This window comes from Enterococcus sp. DIV0660C (assembly GCF_017316125.1).
Classification (GTDB): Bacteria; Bacillota; Bacilli; order Lactobacillales; family Enterococcaceae; genus Enterococcus_B.
On the sequence record NZ_JAFLWA010000051.1, the window covers coordinates 1 to 18,611 of the forward strand.

13 protein-coding genes, 1 pseudogene and 1 other annotated feature are annotated in these 18,611 nt (G+C 36.8%); of the genes and pseudogenes, 8 read left to right on the forward strand and 6 right to left on the reverse strand.

Going from position 1 to position 18,611, the window contains the following annotated elements; genetic code table 11:
* Positions 1-71 precede the first annotated feature (71 nt).
* The 5 genes and pseudogenes from DOK81_RS11710 to DOK81_RS11730 all read left to right on the forward strand — a co-directional run.
* Positions 72-1,220, forward strand: a pseudogene (locus DOK81_RS11710) (glycosyl hydrolase family 65 protein); the annotation flags it as partial.
* The gene (gene pgmB, locus DOK81_RS11715; protein ID WP_206911084.1) at positions 1,213-1,878 is read left to right on the forward strand and encodes a beta-phosphoglucomutase; all 666 of its coding nucleotides are present in this window, start codon (positions 1,213-1,215) and stop codon (positions 1,876-1,878) included. The pseudogene DOK81_RS11710 and the gene pgmB, both read left to right, overlap by 8 nt.
* Positions 1,871-2,878 carry an aldose epimerase family protein gene (locus DOK81_RS11720; RefSeq protein ID WP_206911098.1) on the forward strand — a complete coding sequence of 336 codons (1,008 nt, stop codon included), beginning with the start codon at positions 1,871-1,873 and terminating at the stop codon, positions 2,876-2,878. Before pgmB ends, DOK81_RS11720 begins: the two co-directional genes overlap by 8 nt.
* Positions 2,879-2,901: 23 nt before the next feature.
* A complete protein-coding gene (locus DOK81_RS11725; RefSeq protein ID WP_206911086.1) occupies positions 2,902-3,924 on the forward strand; it encodes a LacI family DNA-binding transcriptional regulator in 1,023 nt (340 codons plus the stop codon).
* Positions 3,925-4,068: 144 nt separating this feature from the next.
* A complete protein-coding gene (locus tag DOK81_RS11730; protein ID WP_206911088.1) occupies positions 4,069-4,341 on the forward strand; it encodes a SemiSWEET family transporter in 273 nt (90 codons plus the stop codon).
* Between the two features lie 82 nt (positions 4,342-4,423).
* Here DOK81_RS11730 and nhaC read toward each other — a convergent pair whose 3' ends face one another.
* The 4 genes from nhaC to tyrS form a co-directional block, all read right to left on the reverse strand.
* Entirely contained in the window at positions 4,424-5,791 is a 1,368-nt protein-coding gene (gene nhaC, locus DOK81_RS11735; protein WP_206911090.1) for a Na+/H+ antiporter NhaC, read from the reverse strand.
* A gap of 80 nt (positions 5,792-5,871) precedes the next feature.
* On the reverse strand, positions 5,872-7,329 hold the full coding sequence (tyrP, locus tag DOK81_RS11740) for a tyrosine-tyramine antiporter (protein WP_206911091.1): 1,458 nt from the start codon (positions 7,327-7,329) through the stop codon (positions 5,872-5,874).
* A gap of 237 nt (positions 7,330-7,566) precedes the next feature.
* A complete protein-coding gene (gene tdc / locus DOK81_RS11745; RefSeq protein WP_206899346.1) occupies positions 7,567-9,444 on the reverse strand; it encodes a tyrosine decarboxylase in 1,878 nt (625 codons plus the stop codon).
* A gap of 290 nt (positions 9,445-9,734) precedes the next feature.
* Positions 9,735-10,991, reverse strand: a complete 1,257-nt coding sequence (tyrS, locus tag DOK81_RS11750; protein WP_206911092.1) for a tyrosine--tRNA ligase — start codon at positions 10,989-10,991, stop codon at positions 9,735-9,737.
* Positions 10,992-11,098: 107 nt separating this feature from the next.
* Positions 11,099-11,303, reverse strand: a binding site (T-box leader).
* 294 nt (positions 11,304-11,597) lie between these two features.
* Here tyrS and DOK81_RS11755 point away from each other — a divergent pair.
* On the forward strand, positions 11,598-12,893 hold the full coding sequence (locus DOK81_RS11755; protein WP_206911093.1) for a polysaccharide deacetylase family protein: 1,296 nt from the start codon (positions 11,598-11,600) through the stop codon (positions 12,891-12,893).
* A gap of 50 nt (positions 12,894-12,943) precedes the next feature.
* On the opposite strand, the gene nagE is transcribed toward DOK81_RS11755, so the two are convergent.
* Together nagE and DOK81_RS11765 are read right to left on the reverse strand one after the other, a co-directional pair.
* On the reverse strand, positions 12,944-14,938 hold the full coding sequence (nagE, locus tag DOK81_RS11760) for an N-acetylglucosamine-specific PTS transporter subunit IIBC (RefSeq protein ID WP_206911094.1): 1,995 nt from the start codon (positions 14,936-14,938) through the stop codon (positions 12,944-12,946).
* Positions 14,939-15,182: 244 nt separating this feature from the next.
* A complete protein-coding gene (locus DOK81_RS11765; protein ID WP_206911095.1) occupies positions 15,183-15,779 on the reverse strand; it encodes a TetR/AcrR family transcriptional regulator in 597 nt (198 codons plus the stop codon).
* A gap of 221 nt (positions 15,780-16,000) precedes the next feature.
* On the opposite strand from DOK81_RS11765, the gene DOK81_RS11770 reads away from it, so the two are divergent.
* Together DOK81_RS11770 and DOK81_RS11775 are read left to right on the forward strand one after the other, a co-directional pair.
* Positions 16,001-16,882: an ABC transporter ATP-binding protein gene (locus tag DOK81_RS11770; protein ID WP_206911096.1), complete on the forward strand. Its 882-nt coding sequence runs from the start codon at positions 16,001-16,003 to the stop codon at positions 16,880-16,882.
* Between the two features lie 21 nt (positions 16,883-16,903).
* On the forward strand, positions 16,904-18,514 hold the full coding sequence (locus DOK81_RS11775; protein WP_206911097.1) for a tetronasin resistance protein: 1,611 nt from the start codon (positions 16,904-16,906) through the stop codon (positions 18,512-18,514).
* The last annotated feature ends 97 nt before the right edge of the window (positions 18,515-18,611 follow it).

Consider the following 18,611-nt stretch of genomic DNA (forward strand, 5'->3'; position numbering starts at 1 on the left):
GGAGACATTTGCATAAAAACAAAACAAATTATAGAGATAGACCAAAACAAAAAAAACAAAAAAACTTTTAAAAATACCGCCACAACCAATTACCACAAGCCATTCACAACGCACAACAACAAGGACTAAAAGGCGCACTTTATCCAATGGTTACCTTCACAGGTATTGAATGCCATAATGAATGGGAAATTACTTTTGAAGAGATCCATCGAAATGGCGCGATTGCTTATGCCATCTATAACTATACAAATTACACTGGCAATCAAGAATACTTGAAAAAAGAAGGTCTGGAAGTCTTGACTGAGATCGCACGTTTCTGGGCAGATCGCGTTCATTTTTCCAAACGACAAAATAAATATATGATTCATGGAGTTACTGGACCAAATGAATATGAAAATAATATCAATAACAATTGGTATACGAACACGATTGCTGCTTGGGTTTTACGTTATACAGCTGAAAAATATTCTGAGTTCAAAAAAGAGGCAACTGTCAAAATTTCAGACGAAGAATTAGCGAAATGGACAGAAATCGCCGCAAATATGTACTTCCCAATAGATCAAGAATTAGGAATTTTTGTACAACATGATACTTTCTTAGATAAAGATCTACAACCAGTAGCAAATCTTTCTCCAAGTGATCTACCTTTGAATCAACATTGGTCTTGGGATAAAATTTTGCGTTCTTGTTTCATCAAACAGGCGGATGTTTTACAAGGAATCTACTTCTTCAATGACCAATTCACAACTGAAGAAAAGCGTCGTAACTTTGATTTTTACGAACCAATGACCGTTCACGAGTCTTCCCTTTCTCCAAGTATCCATGCCATTTTGGCTGCAGAGTTAGGTATGGAAGAAAAGGCGGTTGAAATGTATCAACGTACTGCACGTTTAGATTTGGATAATTATAACAACGATACCGAAGATGGACTTCACATTACTTCAATGACTGGTAGCTGGCTAGCCATCGTTCAAGGTTTTGCGCAAATGAAAACAGACCAGGAAACATTAAGTTTTGCACCATTTTTACCTAAAACTTGGGAAGCCTATTCTTTCCATATCAACTATCGGAATCGTTTGATTTCTGTTGTTGTTGAAAGTGATCAAGTCACTTTCACTTTATTAGAAGGTGAACCTTTCAGTTTCGTTGTCTATAACCGGACCTATGAATTAGCAAATACATTATCTCTACCGCTTAGAAAGGAAGATGACTATGTTTAAGGGCGTTCTATTTGACCTAGATGGTGTTATTACTGATACAGCTGAATATCACTACCACGCTTGGAAAAAACTTGGTGAAGAAATCGGTATTACAATTGATCGCCGATTCAACGAACAATTGAAAGGTGTTAGCCGTGAAGATTCTTTATCTTTAATGCTACGTTATGGAAATAAAGAGAACGATTTTACAGCTGAAGAATTTGCTGAACTAGCTCAAAGAAAAAATGATTATTACTTGGAAATGATTCAAGCAATCACTCCCAGAGATGTTTACCCAGGAATTTTAGAACTACTTACAGATTTGAAAGCAGCCAACCTGAAAATTGCTCTTGCTTCCGCAAGTAAAAATGGGCCTTTTCTACTTCAAAAAATGAACTTAACTTCTTATTTCGATGCACTCGCGGACCCTGCGAAAATTGCTCATGGTAAGCCAGCGCCGGATATTTTTCTGCTAGCTGCTAAAGAAATAGGTTTAACATCAAAAGACTGCATCGGTATTGAAGACGCACGTGCCGGAATCCAAGCAATCATGGCAAGTGGTGCTCAACCTGTAGGCGTCGGTCAAAAAAAAGACCTTGGTGAAAACATCCCAATCGTTTCTGACACAACTGCGTTAACGCTAGCCTACCTTAAAGAAGTGTGGCATGAACATGAATAAACCGCATATCCTCGTTACACCAATTACTCATAATTTAAAAAAAATCACTTTGAAGAACGACTTTTTAACAGTCGTTCTTCTCAATTATGGCGCTCGTCTTCATCAACTATTTGCGCCTGACAAAGATGGAAACGTTGAAAATATCTTACTAAGTTATGATAATTACGAAGAGGTTTTAACTGACAAAAGTTTTTTTGGTGCAACTGTCGGCCCTGTCGCGGGGAGAATCCGCGACGGCAAATGGAAAAATCATCAACTGGAAAAAAACAATGGCATACATCACATTCATGGTGGAACAAACGGCTGGTCTTTTCAATATTGGGAAATCGAAATTTTTGAAGAACCAGATGCAATCGGCGTTGTCTTTTATTTAAAAGATACATTTTCTGGTTATCCAGGCCCGATAAAAGCTACCATAACGTACCGTTTACAAAATAACCAACTTCAAATGACCACTAAAGCAACTAGCAACGTGACTACTATTACGAATCCGACCAACCATGCGTATTTCAATCTTTCAGGGAACGGACAAAGGGATATTTTAACGCATTCTTTGACCTTAAATACGTTGGGAATGTTGGAGCTAGACTCTGAGAAATTACCTACAGGAAACTTGCTCGAAGAAAACGACTTACGTATAAACTTCAAAAAAACGAACTCGATAAAACAAATTCTCGATGCTTATCCACTTGGTTTAGATGATGTTTTTTTATTACGTTATCCTAAAGTAACTAAACCTTCACTTCTTCTGGAAGAAAAAGAGTCAGGTAGACAGATGTCTGTAGCAACTTCTAATAAAAGTGTGGTATTATTTTCTACGACTGGGTTTGATGCTGATTTTACATTGAATGGTCAGAAAATGCATTCAAACTACGGATTAGCTATTGAACCACAGGAAGTACCCGACATCGTTCACTTTCCAGAATGGGGTTCGATTACACTGCATCCTGGACAAGAACGTATCACCCAAACAACTTATCAATTCATGACTACTTCATAATCACAAGAAAGGCGTGGCAAATAATGGCTATCACTGTAAAAGATGTCGCAAAAAAAGCAGGTGTTGCTACTTCAACTGTTTCGCGTGTAATCAACGATCATCCAAGCATCTCGGAAACAACCAAGAAAAAAGTTCGAAAAGTAATGGATGACCTTGGCTACGTTCCAAACATGACTGCCAGAAATCTCGGAAAGCGGACATCGAATGCCGTAGGCGTTATTTTGCCCCCACTAGATTCTAAAGAAAGACTTGGTAATCCGTTCTACCTTGAAATCATGGAAGCAATCAACGACGAAGCTCGACTTTATGATATGACGACAGCGATTGCAACGGCTAAAAGCTTTGAGCTTTTGCTTGAGAACGTCAAACGCATGCACCTACAAAAACAGGTCGACGGCTTTATTCTCGTTTATTCAGACAGCGCTGATCCAGTAATTGATTATTTATATAAAAATCAGATTCCGTTCACCTTGATTGGTCAACCTTATCAACATGAAAATGATATCGTTTATGTCGATAACGACAATCAATTACTTGGGAAACAGGCAACCGAGTTTTTAATCCAAAATGGGCATCAAAATATTTTATTCGTTACAAATACTACGCATGAAAGTTTATACTTCGAGCGTTATTTTGGTTACCAAAAAGCACTGATGCTCAATCAATTACCCACTTTCCCTAGTATTGTCTTAGAAAATCCAGAAGACTATCTAACTTTTAATGATACATTAACAACAACGAGAGCCACTGCCTTGGTTGTCATTGATGATATTTTTGCACTACGTACGATGCAGCTTGCAGAAATGTATGGCTACACTATTCCTGATGATTTGTCAGTAATAAGTTTTAATAATTCAATTTTTTCAACATTAACGCACCCTTACCTAACAAGTATTGATATCGATATTTCAGAATTAGGTAGAATGGCTATGCAGAAGCTACGAGAAATTATCCATGACGAATTAAGTAGTGGTGTTCGTATGGTCATTCCTCATAAATTAATTAAAAGAGAGACAGTCATTCCATTAGCCGAAATAACCACATAATTGAGCAAAAAAAAAAGCGTTAGGGCATTCATCCTAACGCTTTTTATTCTGTTTAATAACAGTCGATTTCTTTTAGTTAGACGATTATCACAAGAAACTCTATACTGTTAGATAGAACGATTGTGAAAATTAAGGAGTGTTTATATGGAAAACGAAGAAAAAAGAGAAAAAATTATTGGGCATATCGGACGTATCGCATCGGTTCTTTCAGTGATGATGTATGTTTCCTATATCCCACAAATCATGGATAATCTAGCGGGGTCAAAAGGCAATCCTATCCAACCATTAGTAGCAATGGTCAACTGTATCATCTGGACAATTTACGGTACGTTAAAAAAAGAAAAAGATTGGCCAATCATCATAGCCAATGTGCCCGGAATCTTTCTAGGTGCTATCACTTTTTTTACTTCGCTATAACAAAAATGGTTAAGTTCTCATTTATCTATTCAATAAAAATAATCGGCATTGAAACATGTTCTTGTCTCAGTGCCGATTATTTTTATTTTTCCAATTTAATTTTCTTATTCAAAAGAAAACCAATTACTATTGTAAATATTGGCGCAAACAATGGAAAATAAGCAAATGGTAAATATTGTAATGCACTGACTTTCATGGTTCCCATAATAAACGTCCCGCTAACTCCCCACGGAACTAAAGAATTGACCGCAGCACCCGCATCAGCTAGCGTGCGCGTCAAATAAGTCTTACGTAAGCCAGTTTGCTCAAACGACCCTTTAAAGGTTTCTCCTGGCAAAATAATTGATAGATATTGTTCACCAACAATCAAATTAATTCCGATACTACTTAATGCAGTGAAACCAATCAAACGTGAAGGCCGATCCATTTTTTCGCGTAGCTTTTGAACAATTGTCCCAACAATTTCATATTTGATCAATAAACCACCTAATGCCAAAGCTAACAGAATCAAACTGGCCGAACCAAGCATACTCATGATTCCTCCTCGAGAAAGCAATGTATTCAACTTTTCATCTGAAGTTTGAGCAAGATAACCATTCATCAAGATATCAGCGACTTTTTGAATCGTTATTTTTTGATGAATAAATGCCAACACAACTGCTGCTGAAGAACCCACTAATAAAGTTGGAATAGCTGGGATTTTTTTGATGGCACCACCAAATAAAATAACTAATGGAATCAACGTCCAAGGGGATATCCAAAAGTTTGCCTGCATCTTATCGATCATCCCAGTAATATTTGATAAATCGGCCGAATGGCTATTTTGACCTAATAGTGTATACAAGATTAAAGACACAATAAAAGCTGGTAAATCCGTATAACGCATTGCTGCAATGTGATCGAATAAATTTACCCCACCAATTCCAGCTGCTAAATTCGTGGTATCAGATAACGGTGAACAGTTGTTTCCAAGAAAAGCTCCAGAAACTACAGCACCTGTTGTCATGGCATCAGAAAAGCCTAGTAGATGACCGATTCCTAAAAAGGCAATTCCAATTGTTGAAATCGTCGTAAATGAACTCCCTACCGTAATCCCTACAATCGTACAAACTAAAAACGCTGTGGGTAAAAAGAAACGGATAGAAATCAATTGAAAACCATAAACCATAATTGTCGGAATCGTTCCGGCTAAAATCCACGAAGCGACTAACACGCCAATCAGCAAAAAAATCAAAATCGGGATAATTCCCGGTGTGATTCCTTGGACGATCCCTGCATGGATATCATCCCAAGTAAAGCCTCTAAATTTCCCATAAAATAACAAACCCATAAAAACGATTAAAATTGGGATGTGTGGTGTTAAATGAAACCCAATAATCAAAATACCTAATATCGCTAATAGTACCACCAAGACAGCGATACTTTCTTTAATCGAACTTTTTTTATTCACTTGTTCTCACTTCTCCATTATTTTTTTCATGAAAAAAGTCCCACCTCGAAAATATTATTCTCTTGGTAGGACAATCTGGATTAGTGACTATTTGTCACTTGATCAGAGTATTCATCTAAATTTTCTTCTAAACTTGCTTCAACTGCAGTATTCCAAGAATCTTTCTTGAAATGGTTGATGATCAATGGGATTACAAACATAACAACTGCGATAGCTGTTACAAGTAATGCATCACTCATTGTTGCTGTTCCTAATGTAGCAAAAACAACGACAACGATTGAGAAAATCAACATGCAACTAATAACCCAAGCAAAGAAGTTTCCTGATTTACCAATACGATAAGGTCGGTTCAATTCTGGATGTTTTTTTCTCATTTCAAGTAAAGAAATAGCAATCAACACATAAACAATACAGTAAATGACTGTAGTTGCATTTGTTAATGTCAAGAAAACCGCACTAACGTCATCCATTACACCATAAAGTAGCGCAAACAATGAAATAACAATAGATTGTGTTAACACGACATTTTTAGAAACACCATATTTGTTTTCTTTATGGAAACCAAATTTTGGTGGTAAGAAGCCTTCTCTGGCCACTTGGATGATGGTTTTTGATGGTCCAGTAACCCAAGCAGATAGCTGTAACAATACACCAATGAAGACCATGAAACTAAAAATATTTCCGATAACTTCTGGTAAACCTAAAATTTGGCAATCAATCAAGATTGGTTGTGTGATGTTAGCCAATTCCATTTTTCCATTCGGAACAACGTTAGCAACTAACATCGCATTGATGACATTCAATAAAACTAGACCAATCAAGGCAATGAATACACCTTTAGTATAGTTTTTCGTTGCATCTTTCAAGCGAGGCATATAAACCGAGCTCATTTCAATCCCAACAAAAATAAAAGTGATACCAGCTAGATATTTTAATGATTCCACGTGTTCTAAGTCTGGGAAAGCTTTTGACCAAGAAAATGCACCTAAATAGCCGTTTGAAACCAAGCCAACTTTAAATGCTGCCAATAAACCAAGCACAAACATAATGACAACGGGAATGTATACACCCAACCAAACACCAATATTTCCGCCAACTTTTGCCATATCAAATTTTAAATTCAATAAAGTAATAATCCAATAAATAACTAAAATACAAGCTAATACGAACCAATGGTTATTTCCTAGTTCAACATTTCCAAAGGTATTTCCAAGCAATGGGCCTAATGTTGAAGCGACCATTACCATACCAGGGAACATTTGAACCCATAGCAACCAAGCAACGACAAATCCCCACTTGCTACCCAAAGCTGTTTTTACCCATAACTGTGGGCCACCTTCTTGAGGAAGCATTGTTGAAAGTTCACCAGAAACCATTGAGATCGGGCCAGCAAAAAATAAAACTGCAAAAATCGAATAAAAAATTAACGTCCAACCTACTGCTGCCAAAGTCGGAATACTCCGAACTGTAGCACACAGTGCCATTGTCAGACCAATAAAGGTTCCAAGACCCATCTTACTTACTTTAGATTCACTCACGGTTGACACTCTCCTTGATTTGTTGGATAAAATAGTGTCTTTGAAGCAATCTAAGTTAGCAATAAACAAAAGTAATTCCATCGATTCAAAGTTCGGTTTCATGCTTTAGCCTATCGCTTAAACGACAATGCTCCAAAGACGTCCTCAAAACTAAGAAATGGAGAAGCGAAGCCTGGGCAATCATTCCCAGACTTCTCCTACCTTCACGAAATAAACGGGTACTCCATCTCGATTAAATTATTTTGCTTCGCTTGCCAATAATTGGTCTGCGTAGATTTTTTCCAATTTTTCTTGAAGAGCAGCTTTAATTTTTTCAGCATATTCTTCAAAGTTTTCTGCTTTATTCATATATGGTGTCATTACACTTGCACGTAGAACTGTTACTTTTCCAGCACGGTTCCATTCATCATCTGAGAAGCCTAATTGGTTCACAAATTGTAATGGGCTGTTACCGTAATCAGGAATAGCAAAATCAGTATGTGAAGTTAAGAATTCATTTCCATAAATGCTACCTTTCACATATGAAGAGTAGTCATATACGTCATGGTTCAATTTATTCATAGAAACTAGGTCATCGTTTCCTTTTTCTTTGAATACATAATCAACCATGTTGAAGTCTGGATAAGTCAATGGATGAACTTCGATTTCTTTGTCACCAACTTTAAATGACAAGTTGTTTAGGAAATTGAAGAAACGATGTGCACCTTCGATTGATGCACCCATTAATTTTCCGTAACCAGTTACGTTCAATGGTAATACATGATGAGCAGCCCAAACACTCGCAGCAGTTGCTCCAGCTTTTGAACCTTCAAGAATGTACGCACCAAGTAAAGCAGGGATATCTGCTCCTTTTTCAAATACGTAAGTAGCAAAGTAAGAAATAACGTCTCTCATGCGGATGTCTTTAATAACGATCCCACCAGCTGAATAAGGTACATATCCCATTTTGTGTGGGTCAATTGTTACAGATTCAGCTTCAGAAATTGCTTCATATGCATGATGAACTTCTTCTAAAAGATAATTTTTGTTTTCAGTAAAGACATGATGTTTCGCATGAACATCTTTTAATTCTTCAAAAGGAATAAAGTTGTTGTCTTCGTCTAAGAAAATTGCGCGGCCATAACCACCATAAGCAGCATCTACGTGCAAGTAGAAGTAAATTCCTTCTTTTTCTAGAACACGACGTAAAGCAACAATTTTATCGATGCTATCGATTGCGCCTTCTTCAGTTGAACCAACAACTCCGACTACACCCAAGATAGGTGTTTTTTCAGCAGCTAGTTCACGAACGATTTTTTCTAATTCGTTGATATCCATACGATAGTTATGATCAACTGGTACTGGAATAACTTGATCTAAACCAACACCAATGATATCGGCTGCTTTTAGCCATGAGTAGTGTTTTGTTTGTGGTACTAACCATTTACCTAATTTTGTTAAATGTTTACCACTACGTGCTGAATGGGCTTTGATATCATCAATTTTTTCTGGGACACTATCTAACAGATTCATGATTTCTTCTGTTGACATGTTCATCAATTCCCAATCACTCTTACCAGCAACTAATTCAGGTGTTACTTCTTGCATTGCAAGAGGTAAAGATTTGATATTACGAGCATACCAAAGACCTTCTAAGTTTGCTAAAGAACCGTCGGCAACAATGTGTCCCCAGCCATCTTCATAGCTCATTAATTTTGCAAATTCATGTCCTACTTCTTCTTCCATTTGACTTGTTGCTGGAGAAGATTCGTAGGCAACGTTATTACCATTCCATAACATTGCGAAATTGTACGCTAGTAAAGATGGCATTAATGTTTCAGAGTTCATGTGTCCCCAATAACGTCCGGCATTGTGCCAAGGAACAGAATGAGTACGCATACGTGCTGAAATTTCTGATAAAACGTCTTTCGTTTTATTTACAGTGTGCTCGAAACTAGCACTACTTTTTTCTTCCGGCGTAATAATAGGCATGTCTTGAGGCATGTAGTTTTGACGCCATCCCAAATGTTCATCAACTAACTCATTTAACAAAGCTTTATAGATTTGGCCGTTCTCCGCTTTGTCACCAATGAATAGTGCATTCAGGTTTAGATCATTTGACAATGATTCACTCATGTGAAACCCTCCTAAAAAAATATTTAAATTTTGTCGAGCCCTACATTACACCTGTTCTTTAATTCTGTAAACTAAAAATAAGACGATTTTATAATCATTTTCTAATAATATGTAATTGAGTGAATTGTATATGATTTTAAAAAAATTAAAAAAAAGGAGGGAATTTACAAAAGTAAATTCCCTCTTAAAGATTGTATTAACGACAACCGTCGTTCCCTTTTAGGATGGGTTTCAAAAGTTTGAATCTTGTAATAGAGCTTCCCTTTTTCAAGGCAAAAAATTACTAAATTCTAATCAACTACTTTGGCCAAAAAGTAATTTTTCTTACCTTTTCGAATAACCACAAACTTACCATCGAATTCATCAGATGGATTTACGACAAAATTTAAATCGGTAACACGGTCACCGTTAATACTAATAGCTCCGTTTGAAACATCTTCTCGTGCTTGACGTTTTGATGGTTCAATTTTTGTTGAAACAAGTAGTTCCACGATATTTTCAGGTGTACTTGAAATGTCAACGTTTGGCATTTTACCAAAGCCTTGCGCGATTTCTTCAGCGTTTAGTTCTTTAATATTTCCTGAGAACAAAGCTGCTGTTATTTTTTGCGCTTCTTTCAAGTCTTCTTTACTATGAACAAAAGCAGTTACTTCTTCTGCCAAACGTTTTTGTGCTTCACGTTTTTCAGGTTCAGTTTCAACTTTTTTAGCTAAGTCATTGATTTCTTCTTCTGTTAAGAATGTGAAGAATTTCAAGTATTTTACAACATCACGATCATCTTGGTTCAACCAGAATTGGTAGAATTCGAATGGTGATGTTTTCTTAGGATCTAGCCAGATTGCGCCACCAGCTGTTTTCCCGAATTTTGTTCCATCTGCTTTTAGCATTAATGGAATCGTTAGTCCAAAGGCTTCTGCATCAGGACCTTCTAGTTTACGAATCAAATCTAAACCAGCAGTAATATTTCCCCATTGGTCAGCGCCGCCGATTTGTAATTGCACATCAAATGTTTTGTGCAAGTGCAAGAAATCAATTGATTGAAGGATTTGGTAAGTGAATTCAGTAAATGAGATTCCTACTTCTAAACGACTTGCAACGATATCTTTTGCCAACATCGTATTAATGTTGAAGTTTTTACCGTAATCTCTCAAAAATTCTAGTAAAGAAATTTTTGATAACCAGTCGTAGTTGTTTACAAATGTGATGTTTGCATCTGCGCCAAATAATTTACCCATTTGTGCTGAAAGTGCATCCACATTATGTTGTACTTGTTCCATTGTTTGTAAAACACGCTCTGTTTGTCGTCCACTTGGATCACCAATTGTTCCTGTTCCACCACCAATAAGAATATATGGATGATGGCCTGCCAATTGAAATCTTTTCATCATCATAAAGGGAATCAAATGTCCGATATGCATAGAATCGCCTGTCGGATCAACGCCACAATAAAGTGAAATACTCTTCTCTTCAACGAGTTCGCGAAGTCTTTCTTCGTTTGTTTGTTGATTAATGGCATCACGCCAAGTTAATTCATCAATAATATTCATTATATTGACCTCCGTATAGTTTTTATGAAAGCAGGAACCTGCTAGCATTCGTAAAATTAGTAAAACTTTTTTGAGTGAACAAAAAAAGTCCCTTGACTAATAACTAGTCAAGGGACGAAAATTCGCGGTACCACCCAAATTATATGCTCTTTAAGAACATATCTCTCAAACATCTAACGCTGTCGCGTGACAAAAAATTGTCAAAGACTCCTGAAATGTAATTCGTTTTAAGGCATGTGCTAGTTCGCAGCAACCACTAGCTTTCTGAAACATCGACCTTAATCACTACTTCGTTTCGTTCTTCGTCTTGTTATCTATTAACATGTGTCTATCATAGAGCCCGTTTTTTTCTTTGTCAACACAAAACAAATATTTTTTTATTAAATAACTACAAAACAAAAAAATAAAGTGTTCAAACCCACATTTGATTAGTTTTCTAGACAATTTTATAACATATCATTTTTTCTCTTAGAGTTGATGAAAAAAATAGCCGATTTTCTCATAAATCAGCGTATCACTTTTACTTCTTTCCTGTCTTCGTTACAATAAAAGAAACAAAGTTATTCTATTATTTGAGTAAAAGTGTAAAGGTAGGGGTATAAGTTAATGGAACCAAAACAAAGAAAAATTCTTGGAGTCACTGCTGGTATAACAGTACTAATTTCAATCTTCAGCTTATTTTTGATTATTCATGCAACTTCTAATGAAAAGTCAGTTTCTTCAACGACGGCTGAACAGTCAACCGAAAGCCAACCAACAACTGCCAATTCCGATGATAAAAAACTGAGTAAAGCACAACAATTAGTCAAAAGTTATCACTATGACGAAGCGATCAAGCAATTAGCTGACGCGCATTCCACTGAAGCGAAGGAGCTCCTTCAAACCATCAAAAAAGAAAAAGAACAATTAGTCAAATGGGATGATCCAACAAAAATCTCTCATTTGTTTTTCCATAGCTTGATTGTTGATCCAGCTAAAGCGTTCCAATCACAACAAGCACAAGGCTACAAAGAATACATGGTGACAATCCCTGAATTCAACAAAACAATCGAACAGCTTTATAAAAATAATTATGTTTTAGTCAACTTACCAGACTTAGTTACGATTGATGATCAAGGAAATGTTTCCTTTGTAGGCGTTTCTTTGCCTAAAGATAAAAAACCACTCATCCTTTCAGAAGATGATGTCAGTTACTATGAATACATGAAAGATTCAGGCTTTCCTGACAAATTGGTCATTGATAAGGACAAAGTGAAGAATGTGTATGTTAATAACAAAAAAGAACAAATCGGTGATTTTGATATGGTTCCCTTGATTGATACATTTGTCGAAGAACATCCTGATTTTTCTTATCAAGGAGCGAAGGGCACGCTGGCATTAACTGGCTACAACGGCGTGCTTGGTTATCGAACTTCCAAATCCGAATACGGGGATAATGAGAAAACGAACACAGAAATCAAAAAAGCGACAAAAGTTGCTGAACAATTGAAAAAAGATGGCTGGACCTTCGCTTCTCACACTTGGGGTCATCTGAATATGACAAATGCTTCTCTAGAAGATGTAAAACGTGACAATGAACTTTGGCAAACAGAAGTCGCTCCAATCTTAGGAAAAACAACGATGTTGATTTATCCTTTTGGTGCAGACATCAGTGATTGGCACGACTATACAGCTGAAAACCAAAAATTTGATTACTTAAAATCGCAAGGCTTTTCAATTTTCTGTAACGTAGATGCGTCTACGCCTTCTTGGGGGCAATTGGGTGCAAACTATTACCGTCAAGCACGGATCAACATTGATGGTATTCGCTTTGAATCTGAACTTTCAGGTCAAAATAAAGTCTTAGAGCAGTTCATCAATGTGCCTTCCGTTGTGGATAAACAAGCTCGCGGATTAAGCTAAATATAAAATTAGTCAAAAAAGAAGCTGGGATGTTAATCCCAGCTTCTTTTTTATTTTGCTTCCACTTTTCCGATAATTTCATTGCCATGAACAGAAGTTACAGTATCTATTGCTATTGTTTTAATTGCCTCTTTATTGGTGAAAACAACAATCATATCAGTTTTTTTCTCATTCACTGCTAACATGGCCAGATCCACTTCTGCGATTAGTTGCCCACGCGCAATGCGTTGCCCTTCTTCGACATAGATCGTAAATGGTTCTCCTTTTAAGTCAACCGTGTTGATTCCCATATGAAGCAATACTTCAACACCACTATCCGTCTTGATACCAACAGCATGTTTTGTTGGAAAAATACTTGCGATTGTTCCAGAAACCGGTGCGAAAATTTCTCCTGAGGTCGGGATAACCGCAAAGCCATCTCCCATCATTTTTTCCGAGAAAACTGTATCTGCAACTTCACTAATTGGAATCAATTTTCCATTTGCTACAGCATAAAGTTCAGTTGTTTTTGTAACTTCCTTAACAACTGGTGTTTTCATCTCAGTGGGTTGGCTCGATTCGTTTGCCGACTTGAAACTCCCTGGTTGTCCATGTAATTTACTCATTTCATCAGCAACAAATTGTACTTCAGTCCCAACAATAACTTGAATATTTGTATCATCAATTACGTTAACTCCTGGGACACCAGTTGCTTTGATTTTTTCTTGATTCACTTGGCTAGTATCTTTTACTTGTAAACGCAAACGAGTTGTACAATTATCGATTACTTGAACGTTTTCGATGCCGCCAAGCGCTAGATAAATTTCAGTTGCTAAGTGCGAAAACTTATCTTCTCCCGTGGCAACTTCTGGCGTTTCTTCTCCAGTACCGGCTTCTCTTCCCGGGGTCATCAAGTTGAACTTTTGAATAGCAAATCGAAAACCAAAATAATAAATAACTGCAAACACAGCTCCCTGTACAAGCAACATCAAAGGTTGATTTGCTACTGGATTTTTCAATGACAAGAAGTAATCAACAAATCCTGCACTAAACGCAAAACCAGCTGTCCAATGGAAAAAGGCACTAACTGCTAATGAGATACCCGTAAAAATAGCATGTAAAACATACAACGGCCAAGCAACAAACATAAATGAAAATTCTAATGGTTCTGTTACACCAGTAAAAAATGAAGCAAAGCCTGCTGCAAGCATTAGCGAAGCAGTTTGCTTTTTCTTTTCAGGACGAGCGCTTTGATAAATAGCAAACGCTCCAGCAGGTAAACCAAACATCATCACAGGGAAAAATCCTGCTTGATACATCCCAGTTTGTCCAATAATTGCTTTGCCAGTATCCAACGCTTGTTGACCAGCTAAGAAGTTTCCAATGTCATTAATTCCAGCTACGTCAAACCAAAAAACTGAATTCAACGCATGATGTAAACCCGTTGGAATCAATAAACGATTAAACAAACCATATAAGCCAGCGCCAATAAATCCTAATCCAGAAATTCCTTTCCCAAGTGCAACTAACACATCATATACGCTTGGCCAAATGAATAATAGAATAGCCGAAATTAGAAGCATTCCTAATGCCGACATAATTGGAACCAGCCGCTTCCCACTAAAAAATGATAAAGCCATGGGTAATTTGACTTGACTAAAACGATTGTACATTTCAGCAGCTACTAAGCCAGCCACGATTCCCACAAAAACATTATTATCCATGCTATTGAACGCCGGATTGACGTCAGCAAGATTGGTTATGCCAAATAACCCTTGAACAGACAGTGGCGCTAAAACAGTTTGCGGAACTAAATAAGCGACTAAACCAGCTAAAGCAGCTGATCCATCCTTATCTTTAGACATTCCCAACGCTAAACCAACAGCAAATAGTAATGCCAAGTGATTTAAAATGGCTAACCCAGCATTCATCAAAAAAGTTGTTCCTGCATTACTGATACCCATCCCTACGAGCCAATTCGCAATCCCTACTAAAAGTGATGCCGCTGGTAAAACTGCGACAGGTAGCATTAATGAGCGACCCATCTTTTGCATGTATGCTTTCATTCTCTTCCTCCAAAAAACAAGACCATTTATTTACCTGATCTAGTCTAAATTATTATTGATTTCCGCTCATAGAAAATTTTCATGAAAAAACCAACAAAAGAAAGTATACCATTTCAAATAAAAAAAAGCATGAAAATTTGATTGAACAAGAAAAATCATTTCTTATCTACCAATTTCCATACTTAAGAGTAATTTTTATTCTACTGTAGTAATAAGCATACACCAAAATCAATCTATACCAATTTTAATTACTAGGAGAGATTCCCTTTAATAATAACTCCGTACACTCCGCTGTGTAAGGTAATAATTTACTGTAAATAGCAGGCTTAGAAATCCCTTCGATCATCGCTTGGAAGTACAGCAACAAAAATTCATCTGAATATTTTAAGTCCACTTTTCCTTCTTTTCTGCCACGATGAAAAAGATCCAACATCATGTCTAAACTCTCTTTCGTATATTCGTCCATCATTTCTGAAAATCGTTGGTTACTTTTTTTCGTATAATAAGCCATCAAATCAAGATAAAATTGTTGATCCACTTGTTTTAAATAATTGATTTTATTTTCACTCATCTTGATTAACGTTTCTTCAAACGAAAGATTTTGTTCCATAATACGCTTTGCTGAATCTTTCAACTCGTCCATAAATTCAAAGAACACTTGGTAAATCAACGCTTCTTTGTTCCCAAAATACTTAAAAACTGTCGCTTTACTGACAGATGCCCTAGCGATTACTTCATCGATCGTTAAAGCTGCCAAACCATTTTCAGAGTTGATTATATCAAATGTTGCTTCAACAATTTGTTTCTTTTTTTCTTCTGTTCTTTTTTCAAAACCATTCATTCTACTAGCCTCTTTTTTAAACTTTGCTACCTTAAATAGTTCATTTCTATAAACAAAGGTATTATACACCCAAAAAATTAAACCAACAACAGCATTTCAGTTTTATTTGTACAATGATTTTCATTGACAGTAAAAAACAAAAGGAATATTATCAGTGACAAGATTCATTGCAGCAAACCAAACATTGACCTGCAGTCGAAGATGGAAGGAGTGAGTTGGGAATGTCCGAAGTTGTTAAGGTACAGCATCTACAAAAAAAGTTTGGAAAATTTGATGCACTAACAGATGTGTCTTTTTCTGTGAACGCTGGTGAAGTTGTTGGTTTTATTGGTCCAAATGGGGCAGGAAAATCGACCACTATCAAAACATTGTTAGGAATCATTCGGAAAGATGGTGGACAAGCTGAAATTTTTGGTAAAGATGTGTTTAAAGAAAGTCTTGCCATCCATGAACGTCTTTCGTATGTTCCAGGAGATGTTGCTTTGTGGGGGAATTTGACTGGTGGCGAAATTATTGATTTATTTATGAAATTACATGGAAAAGGCAACAAAGAAAAACGTGATGAATTGATTACGCGTTTTGAATTAGATCCTAAGAAGAAAGCCAAAAACTATTCAAAAGGGAATCGGCAAAAAGTTGGATTGATTGCGGCATTGTCAGTAGAATCTGATTTGTATCTATTTGACGAACCAACTTCAGGTCTGGATCCGTTAATGGAAGCAATATTTCAAGAAGAAGTCGAAAAAATCAAACAGGCTGGGAAAGCAATTTTGCTTTCTTCACATATTCTCAGTGAAGTGGAACGTTTGGCAGATAAGATTGTTATTATCCGGAAAGGAAAGGTTGTCGAAGAGGGTTCATTAGCCGAATTAAGACACTTGACTCGCTCGACGATCACTATTGAAACACAAGGTGATGTCGCAGCCCTCGCAAGTTTGTCTGGCGTTTACGACTTTGTTCAAAAAGAAAATCAAGCACATTTTTCTGCGGATACCGAACAACTCAATGAAATTTTACTTGCCGCTACAAAACTAGGAGTAAAAAAAATTGAGTCTGTTCCACCAACACTCGAAGACTTATTTATGCGTCATTATGAAAATTAAGTCACTGGGAGGTTTTTTATTATGAATAAACGATTTTCACGTTGGTCTGTTCTTTTTTTACAATATCTCAGGCGTGACTGGAAAAAAATAAGTTTTTGGGTCATTGGATTAGGCTTATTTTCTGGTGCCTATGTTCCAGCCTTTGAAGAAATTGCAAAGGGAAATGGCTTAGCTGGAATGTACGAAACAATGCAAAATCCAGCGATGGTTTCCATGGTCGGTCCTTCACCTGTCCATTCAGCAGCTGATTACACACTAGGTGCGATGTATGCGAACGAAATGTTACTTTTCTGCGGGTTATTTGCAGTTGTGTTGTCTATCTTACATGTAGTCAGTCATACAAGAAAAGAAGAAGATCTTGGCTTAGCAGAATTGATTCGCTCCTTCAGAGTTGGCCGCCAAGCCAATTCATTTGCTGTTTTAACTGAAACGCTGTTAATCAATTTGTTACTAGCAGGATTGACCAGCGGAATGATGATTGCTTTTCAAGCTTCTTCTATAACAGTAGAGGGCTCTTTGCTATTTGGCTTTTCAGTTGGAGCTGCTGGTTTTTTAGGTGGCGGAATTGCTTTATTTTTCGCTCAGGTAATGCCGGTTTCATCAAGTGCAACTGGCGCATCACTTTCACTAGTAGGAGTGATGTACTTACTAAGAGCATGGAGTGATGTCAGCAACAACAACTTGTCCATGCTAAATCCCTTGAGCTGGACTTATTTAACGTTTCCTTTTACTAAAAATAACTGGATACCACTTCTTTATCTGTTCTTATTTAGTATTGTAGTTTGTATTTGTGCCAATTTATTAGAAGAGCATCGTGATTTGAATTCTGGTTATTTTCCAGAAAGCGAAGGAAATGCAACAGCAAAACAGTCGCTATTGTCTGTTCCATGGTTATTTTTACGGCTAAATCGTGGAGTAATCATTAGTTGGTTCGTAGCCATTGTTATCATGGGGGCTGCTTATGGTTCGATTTACGGAGATATGCAAGATTTTTTAGAAAGTAATGAGTTAATGAAACACATGTTTATGCAATCAGGTTCTTCTATAGAAGAGTCATTTACTAGTACGATTATCATGGTACTGATTTGTCTTTCCGCTATTTTACCTATTGCGATAACGAATAAATTATTCTCAGAAGAAGCTCGTGGCCATCTGGATCAATTGTTTTCAACTAAGACTTCTCGTAGTACGTTTTATTGGACTACAATTAGTCTAGCTGTACTTGTTGGCGGAGTAGCAACTCTATTGAGCGCAGGCGCCCTCGGTATGACAGCATTGTCTGTCATGGCTGCTAAAACATCTATGACATTGTCTATTTTTTTTGCAGCAGGCTTTAATCTTTTCCCAACAATTTTATTTTTCATTGGGTTAACTGGATTATTCTTAGGTTGGGTACCCAAGCTTGGTAAAATCAGTTACATCTATTTAGGTTATTCATTTATGTTGAATTACTTCGGTGGTATTTTGAATTTACCTGATTGGTTTGCCAAAACAGCTATCCAAAGTTGGTTTCCAAAGTTACCAACGGAAACATTTGATTTTCCCACGTTTAGCACGATAATGTTCATTAGTATAGGCATGATTTTCTTAGGTTCTCTTGGTTATCGTCAAAGAGATTTGATTATCGGTTAAAAAAAGGAGGTATGACAAAAATCTTGTCATACCTCCTTTTTACGATTAAATGGTATTCAAGAAGCGCCTTCTCATTCTAGCTTATATTTATTTCAAA

Coding starts and splice junctions, on each gene's coding strand:
- pgmB (WP_206911084.1), top strand. CDS start 1,213: ATGTTTAAGGGCGTTCTATTTGACCTAGATGGTGTTATTACTGATACA.
- nagE (WP_206911094.1), bottom strand. CDS start 14,938: ATGAAAGCATACATGCAAAAGATGGGTCGCTCATTAATGCTACCTGTC.
- DOK81_RS11775 (WP_206911097.1), top strand. CDS start 16,904: ATGAATAAACGATTTTCACGTTGGTCTGTTCTTTTTTTACAATATCTC.
- DOK81_RS11770 (WP_206911096.1), top strand. CDS start 16,001: ATGTCCGAAGTTGTTAAGGTACAGCATCTACAAAAAAAGTTTGGAAAA.
- DOK81_RS11765 (WP_206911095.1), bottom strand. CDS start 15,779: ATGAATGGTTTTGAAAAAAGAACAGAAGAAAAAAAGAAACAAATTGTT.
- DOK81_RS11725 (WP_206911086.1), top strand. CDS start 2,902: ATGGCTATCACTGTAAAAGATGTCGCAAAAAAAGCAGGTGTTGCTACT.
- tdc (WP_206899346.1), bottom strand. CDS start 9,444: ATGAGTGAATCATTGTCAAATGATCTAAACCTGAATGCACTATTCATT.
- DOK81_RS11730 (WP_206911088.1), top strand. CDS start 4,069: ATGGAAAACGAAGAAAAAAGAGAAAAAATTATTGGGCATATCGGACGT.
- DOK81_RS11755 (WP_206911093.1), top strand. CDS start 11,598: ATGGAACCAAAACAAAGAAAAATTCTTGGAGTCACTGCTGGTATAACA.
- DOK81_RS11720 (WP_206911098.1), top strand. CDS start 1,871: ATGAATAAACCGCATATCCTCGTTACACCAATTACTCATAATTTAAAA.
- tyrS (WP_206911092.1), bottom strand. CDS start 10,991: ATGAATATTATTGATGAATTAACTTGGCGTGATGCCATTAATCAACAA.